The sequence below is a fragment of the Lentzea sp. NPDC006480 genome, assembly GCF_040611995.1.
Classification (GTDB): domain Bacteria; phylum Actinomycetota; class Actinomycetes; order Mycobacteriales; family Pseudonocardiaceae; genus Lentzea.
In genome coordinates, this window is record NZ_JBEXPJ010000247.1 from 1 (window position 1) to 10,013 (window position 10,013).

General features: G+C 69.5%; 7 protein-coding genes. 2 read left to right on the plus strand and 5 right to left on the minus strand.

Annotated features, from left to right (window positions below; all coding sequences use genetic code 11):
* Positions 1 to 305: 305 nt before the first annotated feature.
* Positions 306 to 1,046 carry an FCD domain-containing protein gene (locus ABZX92_RS43570; RefSeq protein ID WP_355571684.1) on the minus strand — a complete coding sequence of 247 codons (741 nt, stop codon included), beginning with the start codon at positions 1,044 to 1,046 and terminating at the stop codon, positions 306 to 308.
* A 247-nt stretch (positions 1,047 to 1,293) separates the two neighbouring features.
* Between ABZX92_RS43570 and ABZX92_RS43575 the strand changes: the two genes are divergently transcribed.
* A complete protein-coding gene (locus ABZX92_RS43575) occupies positions 1,294 to 2,736 on the plus strand; it encodes an RICIN domain-containing protein (RefSeq protein WP_355571686.1) in 1,443 nt (480 codons plus the stop codon).
* A 1-nt stretch (position 2,737) separates the two neighbouring features.
* Here ABZX92_RS43575 and ABZX92_RS43580 read toward each other — a convergent pair whose 3' ends face one another.
* Together ABZX92_RS43580 and ABZX92_RS43585 are read right to left on the minus strand one after the other, a co-directional pair.
* Positions 2,738 to 3,754 (minus strand): LacI family DNA-binding transcriptional regulator, encoded by a 1,017-nt coding sequence (locus ABZX92_RS43580; protein ID WP_355571693.1) that lies wholly within the window; start codon positions 3,752 to 3,754, stop codon positions 2,738 to 2,740.
* 264 nt (positions 3,755 to 4,018) lie between these two features.
* Positions 4,019 to 4,912 (minus strand): PHB depolymerase family esterase, encoded by an 894-nt coding sequence (locus tag ABZX92_RS43585; RefSeq protein WP_355571695.1) that lies wholly within the window; start codon positions 4,910 to 4,912, stop codon positions 4,019 to 4,021.
* A 296-nt stretch (positions 4,913 to 5,208) separates the two neighbouring features.
* Between ABZX92_RS43585 and ABZX92_RS43590 the strand changes: the two genes are divergently transcribed.
* Entirely contained in the window at positions 5,209 to 5,901 is a 693-nt protein-coding gene (locus ABZX92_RS43590; protein ID WP_355571688.1) for a hypothetical protein, read from the plus strand.
* 47 nt (positions 5,902 to 5,948) lie between these two features.
* Here ABZX92_RS43590 and ABZX92_RS43595 read toward each other — a convergent pair whose 3' ends face one another.
* The gene (locus ABZX92_RS43595; protein ID WP_355571690.1) at positions 5,949 to 6,917 is read right to left on the minus strand and encodes an acetylxylan esterase; all 969 of its coding nucleotides are present in this window, start codon (positions 6,915 to 6,917) and stop codon (positions 5,949 to 5,951) included.
* Between the two features lie 66 nt (positions 6,918 to 6,983).
* A complete protein-coding gene (locus ABZX92_RS43600; RefSeq protein WP_355571692.1) occupies positions 6,984 to 9,791 on the minus strand; it encodes a glycoside hydrolase family 3 C-terminal domain-containing protein in 2,808 nt (935 codons plus the stop codon).
* Positions 9,792 to 10,013: the final 222 nt, after the last annotated feature.

Below are 10,013 nucleotides of genomic sequence, written 5' to 3' on the forward strand. Positions count from 1 at the left end.
ATCGGGATGACATTGAGGAACTCCTTCGAGCACAGGGAATTCACCCGTTCATCCACAATGGACAAGCGGGCTGGTCGAACGCGGGCTTCGACGAAGGTCAGAGGTTCATCGCGAGAAGAAAGGCCTGGGCGAAGTCGTGTCTTCGCCGGCGGGGGACCGGTCGCCCGATCTCGGTGTGCGGCAGAGGCATGCGTGCGATGACGGACATGCGTCGCTCCCTCGATGCTTCAGTGCATCGGTTCAGTGCGATACATCGCACCGAACATCGGAAGTTTTGTAGCACACATCCGGAAGGGCGGTCCAGGTCAGCCGAAGACGCGGCGCTGGATCTCCCGGCGGTAGTCGTCGAGGGTCCGGTCCACGTGCGCGGCCGCGGCTTCGGCGGCCGCGGCCTCGTCGCCGTCGCGGATCGCCCGGTAGATCGCGGCGTGTTCCTCCACCGCCTCCGCGGTGTGGCTGCCGACCGCTCCCCGCAGCCCGATGATGTTGGACTGGCGCTGCAGGCGGCGGGCTTCGCGCACCGCCGCGACGAGGAACTGGTTGTGCGAGGCGGCGGCGACGGCCAGGTGGAACTCGTCGTCGCCGCGGTCGAACAGCGCCGCCTGCCCGGTCGCGTGCCCCTCCCGGCACAGCTCGGCGGCGGCCGCGATGGCGCGCAGCTCAGCGGGGGTGGCGCGGGTCGCGGCATGCCGTGCCGCCGCGGTCTCCTGGACCCGGCGGAACTCGAAGAGCATGTAGACGTGGTCGAGGTCGGTGGGCAGGAAGAAACCGCCCAGCCGCGGGGCGCCCAGCATCCCCTCGTCGTCGGCCACGTAGAGCCCGCGGCCCTTGTGCGCGCGCACGCGGCCCAGTGCGGAGAGGATCTTCACGGCCTCGCGCACCACCGTGCGGCTGGTGCCCATCTGCGCGGCGAGCTCGTTCTCGGTCGGCATCCGGTCGCCGGGGCGCAGCTCCAGCTCGGCGATCAGCTGCAGGATCCGCTCGGCCACCCGCTCGTAGCCCGGCCGGTAGGGGGCGGGGGACACAGGTGCGGCTTCGGCATCCACCGAGACGACTCCTTCATGAGTACGACTTTTCGGATCGTCGAATCAGGATACATGCGTGTCGAACGGCCAGGACAAGCCATCGATCGGGAATCGAACGTGGTCAGCGCGGTGATCAGGCCGCTGAGCCAGGCGCAAAATAAGCATGCACATCTTCTTGACGTCCTCTGCGCCTGACTGCTCTCATGCCACCGGGCACTACCCGCATCCGACCGGTCGCGACGAGTGACTGACTGCAGTGGAGCAGCCGATGAGTGTTCGTTGGAAAGCGCTTACCGCATTGCGGCTGCTGGCCTCGGTGCTGCTCGCCGCCGGCCTGGTCACGAGCGTCTCGACCCCCGCGCAGGCCTCCACGAGCCAGTTCAGGGGCGTGAACTGGGCCGACCAGAGGGACAACTTCGTCAACGGGGTGCTCTACCCGTCGGGGCTCAGCGCGTCGGACACCTACTCGTCGGCAGCTGTCGTAGCGGACCGGGTCGTCGGTCAGCTGTACTCGATCACCGGCGCCAACACGGTGCGGGTCCCGATCAACGAGCCGACCGTGGCGAACTACTGGGGCACCTACACCGGCGCGCTCGACACCGCGCTCACCAAGGGCAACGTGATCTTCGCGTACTGGGCCTACACCGGCGGCCGGCCGCCGAACACGACCGCGTTCAACCAGATGTGGGACAAGGTGATCGCGAAGTACGGCGGAAACCCGAACGCCTACTTCGAGGTCATCAACGAGCCGCACGGCTACAGCACGGGCGACCTCAACACGATGTACAACGACTGGCTCGCCAGGTACTCCGGCGTGCCGCGCGGCAGGGTGGTGCTCGACGGCGCCGGTCTCGCCCAGAACGTCGCCGCGGTCGGCGGCGACAGCAGGCTGAACGGCACGCTGCTCGCGGTGCACGACTACTCGTTCTTCGCGGGCTACGAGAGCGAAACCGAGTGGGGGAACCACATCGCGAGCTACATCGGCGGCTACGCGAGCCGCACCATCGCCACCGAGTGGGGCGGCGCGATGGGGCCGGGCACCAAGAACGGCGTGTACTTCGACCCCGTCGACTACAGCATCCCCAGTGGGTCGTACATGGCCGACTACATCAGGGGTGTCAGCGCGAAGCTGCGTGAGCTCGGGATGGGCGGCGTGTACTGGCCCGGCCTGCGCGACGGCGACTGGTACAGCCTGACGACCAGGGCCGGCAGCGGCCAGAACATCGCACTGTCGCTGACGAACCCGTCGGGACTGCAACGTCTGCGCTACTCCTGGGGCCTGGGCGACGGCGGCAGCACCACGGTCGAGATCCGCAACATCGGCACCGGCTGGTACGTCGACGGCCTCGGCCGCGCCACCGACTCGGCCGCGGGCCAGGGCACCGGCGGTACCAGCACGAACCAGCGGTGGATCGTCGAGAACGCCGGCTCGCAGGTCCGGCTCAGGAACGCGGCCACCGGCCTCTACCTGGACGGCGCCGGTCGTTCGTCCAACGGCGCCGAGGTGAGCCAGCGTGCGGGCAGCACCGCCACGAGCCAGCAGTGGCTGGTGGTGACGGGCAAGACCAGGGGCAACGACGTGCGAATCAGGAACCGCGCCACCGGCCTTTACCTGGACGGCATGGGCCGCACGTCAGCCAGTGCGTCCCTCGGGCAGTGGAACGACAGCGGCAGCACCAACCAGCAGTGGCGGATCGTCGCGGCGAGCTGAGTCAGCGAGCCGCGGTGCTGCCGCGATCGGTGAGCCGTGGTTGCAGGAGGCGCACCTCCGGCGCGTGTTCCTGGGCGAGCCGGGCCATCACCATCTCGACCGCGATCCCACCGAGCTCCTCGGCGGGAACGGTCATCGAGGTGAGCGGAACGGCCAGGTTCTCCGCGAGGTCGTCCGGGCACAGCGTGATCACCGACAGGTCGGCGGGCACGTCCAGCGACCGGCGCCGCAGTTCGAGCAGCAGCTGGCCGAGGATCGCCTCGTTGTGCACGACCAGGCCGGTGGTGCCGCGGTCCGGGCGCAGCACGTCGTCCAGGCACGCCGCGACCGAGGCGTAACCGGGTGCGCACGAGTGCACCGACGCGGCCAGGTTCCGCTTGGAGGTCTCGCTCCTGAACCCGGCCAGCAGCCGGGCGGCGTAGCTGGTGCCGCGGTCGTACACGGAGGGATGCGAGCCGATCAGCGCGATCGAACGGTGCCCGAGATCGGCCAGGTGGCCCGCCATCTGCTTGCCCGCCGTGGTGAAGTCGAGGTCGACGCAGCTCAGGCCCTCGTGGTCGTCGGGCATGCCGAGCAGGACCACCGGCGCGTCGACGGCGCGCAGTTCGGGCACGCGCGGATCCGCGCTCTCCACGTCCATCATGATGATCGCGTCCGCCATGGACCGCGCAATGACCCGATGGGCCTCGTCCGGGCCGGACTCCTTGGTCAGCAACAGCACGTCGTACTCGTAGTCGCGCGCGGCGGCGACGATCGACGCGACGAACTGCATGATGACCGGCATGTTCACGCCGGATCGCAGCGGCACGACCAGGCCGAGCACCCGCGCCCTGTTCAACGCGAGCGCACGCGCACCGGCGTTCGGCTGGTAGCCGAGGGCGAGAATGCTGCGTTCGACGCGGCGTTTGGTCTCCTCCGAGATGGTCCTCTTACCGCTGAGCACATAGGACACCGTGCTCATCGACACGCCGGCGTGGCGGGCGACCTCCTTGATCGTGATCATGCCCGCCCTTCGGATCGCGTCGACTGATGGCGATCATCGTAGTGTGAGGCGCGTCCGCTCGGGCCGTAGATCACCTCGTCGATCACGCATCGTTTCGCCTCCACGACCAGGCGCGGTGCTTGTCGGGGGCGCCATCGCTGATTGAGCGTGTGCAAGCACGGCTTTTGCGAGAGAACCAGGGTCTGGCTGGTGGGATGAAGGGAACCTTCATCCACCTCAGGTGGGATGAAGGTTCCCTTCATGGAGGTAGGCCGGGGCGCCTGTTCACGGCGCCGCCGATCACCGGCCGGTGATGCCGAAGAACTCGAGGGCGGAGGCGGCCATGCCCGCCGACGGCAGGCTGTGCCCGGCGCCCTGGACGCTGTAGGCCTCGACCTTGCCGGCGTAGCGGCGGCGGTCCCAGCCGGGGCGCGGGGTGTCGGTGGACGTCGGTGCCTGGCTCAGGCCGGACACGTCGGTCCACTGCTCGATCTCCTCCTGCAGCAAGGAGTACGGCACGAGGGTGTCGGCGGTGCCGTGCCACAGCTGCATTCGCGGGCGTGGGCCGGTGTAGCCGGGGTAGGCCTGACGAACGGCGTCGCCCCACTGCTGGGGCGTGCGGTTCATGCTGCCGCCCGTGCACTTGCTGCGACCGGGCGGGAAGTCGGCGGCGTTCGCGAAGCAGTTGAACGGCACGCCCATGAACGCCGCACCCGCCTTGAAGACGTCCGGGTAGAGGGCGAGCATCTCGTTGGTCATCATGCCGCCGGAGGACGACCCGGTGGCGAACACCCGGTTCGGATCGCCGCCGTACCGCTGCTGGACGTAGGTCACCATCGAGACGATCGAGACGGGATCGCTGCCGCCGCCGCGCCGCTTCGCCGCGTCGGACCAGGTGTCGAAGCACTTCCCGAACCCGGCTTCCTGTTGTGCGCTCGGGTAGATGACGATGAAGCCGTACCTGCCGGCGAGCGAGGCGAACTCGCTGCCCGCGTAGAAGCCGGGACCCGAGCCGCCGCAGCCGTGCATGGCGACCACGATCGCGGGCTTGGCCGGGCGGGTGTCCGGCACGTAGACGTGCATGCGCATCCGGCCGGGGTTGTTCCCGAATCCGGTCACCTCCACCAGGGACGCGGCGGTCGCCGGGGGCGCGAGCAGGGCGCCGCTGAGGATCAGGGTGCTGAGGAGTGTCATGAGGGTCGCGCGGGTGGTCATCGTGGACCTCCGGTCAGGGATTCCGGGCCCGCCCGAAGGTATTCAGATCGGTGACGATCGTCAAGATTGTGACGAACGACCGTCGTGAGGCATTCGACGAATCACGTCGCCGGTTGCGGTCGAAACGGTTCGATTTCACGATACTTCGGACGCGAATGCAGTCGAATACTTTGCGCAGGTGTATTCGATTTGTTCGATGTTACGTTCGAGCTCTCGAACCGCTTCGACGCCGGGCGGCGCGGATTCCGTTCAACGATGTGCGGAAGGGAAGCTCGATGCACAAACTCATGCGCGCGCTGATTCTCGCGATGGCGGCAGTCCTCACGGTGTCGCTCGGGACCAGTACCGCTCTCGCCGCGGCCTGGAGTTCGTCGGACCGGTGGGGCACCTGGTCGAACGGTGGCTACACGGTGCGCAACAACGTGTGGGGCAACGGTTCCGGCCCCCAGACGATCTGGGCCAACTCCTACAGCAACTGGGGTGTCTGGTCGAACCAGCCCAACACCGGCGGGGTGAAGTCCTACCCGCACTCGGAGAAGATCGTGAACCGCAGGCTCAGCTCGCTCGGGAGCCTGTCGAGCGGTTTCAACGTCTCCTACCCGAACGCCGGGTCCTACACGACCGCCTACGACATCTGGGCCGACAACAACGCCTACGAGATCATGTTGTGGATGAACAAGGTCGGCAACGTCGGCCCGATCGGCTCCTGGCAGGCGTCGGCGACGGTCGGTGGCCACAGCTGGAACGTGTACCGCGGTTCGAACGGCTCGAACGCGGTGTTCTCGTTCGTCCGGACGTCCAACACCGGGTCCGGCTCGGTCGACGTCAAGGCGGTGATGAACTGGATCCGCGCTCGTGGCTGGTTCGGTGACGTCACGGTCGGCGCCGTGCAGTTCGGTTACGAGATCACGTCGTCCAGTGGTGGGCTGAACTTCACGACCAACAGTTACTCCGTCTCCGTCGGCTGATCACCACGGCAACCGAACGGGGTGCCGTCCGTCGGGCGGCACCCCGCTCACCGCAAACCGCGCTCCCGCAACCACTCCAGCTGTGTGACCGCGTTCGAGCCGTGCCCGCCGCCGTGGTCGGCGAACGGCCACACGGTCATGGTCCGGTCCTCGCCGCCGTAGTGGTTGAACGCGGCGTACACAGTGGACGGTGGGCAGATCGGGTCCATCAGCCCGACGCTGAACAACGCGGGCGCCGTCGCCCGCTGAGCGAAGTGGACCCCGTCGAAGTAGGACAGCGTGGCGAAGGTGGGCTCGACGCGGTGCCTGCTGTGCCAGCGCAGGTACTCCGCGAGCTCCTGGTACGGGCCCTCGCCGCAGATCTCCGCCGCCCGCCGGAAGTGGCACAGGAACGGCACGTCCGGCAGGGCCGCCGCGACGCGGGTCAGCCCGGCGACGGCGATCGTCAGCCCGCCGCCCTGGCTGCCGCCCGCGACGATCACCCGCTCGCGGTCCAGACCCGGCAGTTCGACGACCGCGTCGACGGCGCGCACGCAGTCGGTGATGAGCCGCCGGTAGTAGTAGTCCTCGGGGGAGTCGATGCCGCGGGTCATGAAGCCCTTGGCCCACTGGGTGCCGCCGCCCGCGTCCCGGTCGGGCGTGTCGTGGCCCTGGCCGCGGCTGTCGACGACGAGCTGGGCGTACCCGGCGGCGGACCACAGCAGGTGGTCGGTGGGCAGACCGCGGCCGCCGCTGTAGCCGATGAACGTGACGACGACCGGCAACGGGCCCTCGGCGCCGCGCGGCCGCACCAGCCACGCCGCCACCGGTTCACCGTTCCAGCCGGGGAAGCGGATGTCGTCCACCTCGACGGTGCGCAGCAGGTGCCGCTCGGTGACCGGGTCGGCTTTCACCGCACCGCCGAGGGCGCGCGCCTCGGTGAGGGTCCGGTCCCAGAAGTCGTCGAAGTCCTGCGGCGCGGGCATTTCCGGCCGATAGCCGATGAGCTCGTCGAGAGGGGCGTCCGTCAACGGCATCGAGACTCCTTCGAGGGGACGGGAAAGGGTGGTGGCCCGCCATCGCCGGTAGGCGGGCCACCGGTCTCAGCCGGCCGAGAAGCGGAAGGCCGCCAGCCGGAAGGCGCCGTGCAGGGTCACTCGCAGGTCGTGGACCCCGGCGAGCGGTGCCGCCAGCACAGCGGACGCGGTCGTCCACGTGTACCGGCTGCCGGTGCCAGGCACCGGGATCGACGCCAGCAACCCCTCGTCCGTCCAGAACTCCAGGCGCCCGCCCGGATCGGCGCTCGCGAGATCGGCGTCGACCCGCACGGCACCGGACAGGTCGATCGACCGGAACCACAGCGTCGCGGGCCCGGCGCCGGCCGGGGTGACGGCGTCGCCGGTCGTCCGGGTGGCGTCGACGAGGGTCGCGCTCTCGTAGTCGTCGAAGTCGACGGCGAGAACACGGTGATCGACGCCGGCGCGAGGTGCCGGAGCAGGTCCGGTCACCGTGAGCGGAGCGGTGAGCACGACGTCGTCCGCGGACCGGGCGACCACCACCTCGTAGGCACCGGGGTCGACGGTGAAGGCGCCGATCGCGACGTCCCAGTGGGAGAGCTGCGAGCCGGCCAGCCGGAACGTCAGCACCTGGCTTTCCGCAGGGGAGAGCGAGACTTTGCGGAAGTCGGCGAGCCGCAGCCGGGGCGCCTCGTAGCGGGCGTCCAGCGCGCGGACGTAGAGCTGGACGACCTCGCTGCCGATCCGAGCGCCAGTGTTGGTGAGCGTCACGGAGACGTCGACCGGGCCGTCCAGCGTGGCCGAGGAGAGTTCCAGCTCGCTGTACGCGAAGTCCGTGTAGGACAGGCCGTGTCCGAACGGGTACAGCGGCGCGGCCCGGTGGTACTGGTACGTCCAGCCCGCCTTGATGATGTCGTAGTCGAGCGGGTGCGGCAGCTCGTCGTCGCCCCGGTACCAGGTCTGCGGGAGCCGCCCGGCGGGGTCCGCGTCGCCCAGCAGGACCGAGGCGAGGGCGGTGCCTGTCTCCTGCCCGCCGTGGGAGGTCCACACCACGGCGGGCAGGTGCTCGTCGGCCCAGTCCAGGGCGTACGGGTAGCTGCTCATGACCACCAGCGCGGTCTCCGGGCGAACGGCGGCGACCGCGCGCAGCAAGGAGTCCTGGGAGGCCGCGAGAGCGATGCCCGTGCGGTCCTCGGTCTCGCGGCCGTGGATGAGCGGGTGGTTGCCGAGCACGACCACCGCGACGTCGGCCGACCGCGCGAGCTCCACCGCCTCCGCGGCGCCGTCGTGCAGCAGCTCGCGGTGCCAGCGTTCGGCGGACTCAGCGTTCGATGCGGTGACGCTCACGCGGCCGTCAACGGGGTCGACGACGGCGTACCGGCCCGTGAGAACGTTCTGCAGCAAGAAGGAGTCGTCCGCGGGGACGAGCCGGAACGTCTCGCCCACGTCCCAGCTCTTGATCTGCTGCTGCTCGGTCGTCAACGACCCGTCCTCGCGCTTGAGGCTCAGGTACCGCCGGTTCTCGACGGACCGCAGCGTGAGCACCCCGTCGCCCCAGTCGGCGACGTCGAACGCGGTCTTGCCCAGCAGCTCGCCGCTGGTGCGGGAGTGCAACGCGATCCGGTCCAGGCCCTCCGACACGACGACCTCACCGAGAGCGGCTTCGAGCCCACCGGCGATCGTGACCTGGTAGGGCAGGGTGCCGCTGTACCAGTCCTCGCACAGCGTGTCGGCCAGCGGCCCGATGACGGCGACCCGCCGGTCGCGCGCCAACGGCAGCAAACCGGTGTTGCGCAACAACACCACCGACTCGGTCGCGGCCTGCCGGGCGAGCGCGCGGTGCTCGGCGCAGTCGATGACCTCGGGGCCGATGGCGGCGTAGGGGTCGAGGCCGGGGTCGAACTCACCGAGACGGAGCCGGATCTCCAGCTGCCTGCGCACCGCTTTGTCCACATCGGACTCATCGATCAGGCCGCGGTCGAGCGCCTCGCGCAGCCGGCCGACCGGCGTGGCGCTGTCCTCGCCGTGGTCGGTGAAGCTGTCGATGCCTGCTTTGAGCGCGGCGGCGTGGGACTCGGCGTGGTCGTCGAAGTAGTGCTCCGGATCGACCAGGTTGGACGGTGCCTCGGCGTCGCTGACCACGAACAGCTCGTGGCCGGTGGCCTCGGCCCAGCGGCGAAGTTCCGTCTCGATGAGCGGACTCACGTGACAGGGGCGCCCGTTGACCAGGTTGTAGCCGGCCATGGCGCCGGTGGCGGCACCGGAGGCGACCACGGGGCGGAAGGCCGCGAGGTCGTACTCCTGCAGCACGCGCGGACGCACGCCGGACGACGTGACGCAGCGATCGTTCTCGTTGTTGTAGGCCAGGAAGTGCTTGAGCACCGGGGCCGAGCGCAGGAACCGGTCGTGCTCGCCCGCCAGGCCGCGGCAGAACGCCACCCCGAGGCGCGCGGTGTGCAGCGGGTCCTCGGAGTAGCCCTCCTCGTTGCGGCCCCAGCGCGGGTCGCGCAGCAGGTTCAGCACCGGCGCCCACGCCTGCAGGCTGTTGGTGCCAGTGCCGACGGCGGTCGGGCGGTGGTAGTGGAACGCCCGCAGCTCGACCGAGGTGGCCTCGGCGACGCGGCGCACCAGCTCCTCGTCCCAGCTCGCGCCCAGCCCGACGGCCTGGGGGAACACGGTGGCCTCCCCGAGCCAGGCGACGCCGTGCAGCGTCTCCGTCCCGGTGCGGAACGCGGCGATGCCGAGGCGCGGGACGGCCGGCGAGTACTGGTGCAGCATCGCCAGCCGCTCGTCGAGCGTCAGCCGCCCGAGCAGGTCGTCGATGCGCAAGCGCTGCGGCAGTCCGGGGTCGCGGAACGGCAGCCTCTCGGCGATGGGCGCGGACTCGAGAACCACGTGGCAACCCCTCGGCTCAGACCATTTGTTGAAGCGTTTCGACACTGGCATGCAGGGGTTTCTGCTGTCAACGGGCTTGTGCGATGCGACCTGCGTCACTAATCTCGCCGCCATCTGTTTAAGCGCTTCGACACTTCAACGCCGAAGGATCGGTCCGCCATGGGTATCGAGCAACGCGGCGGGGTGCCCGAAGATCCCGGCGAGCAACGCGCCACCGGTCAC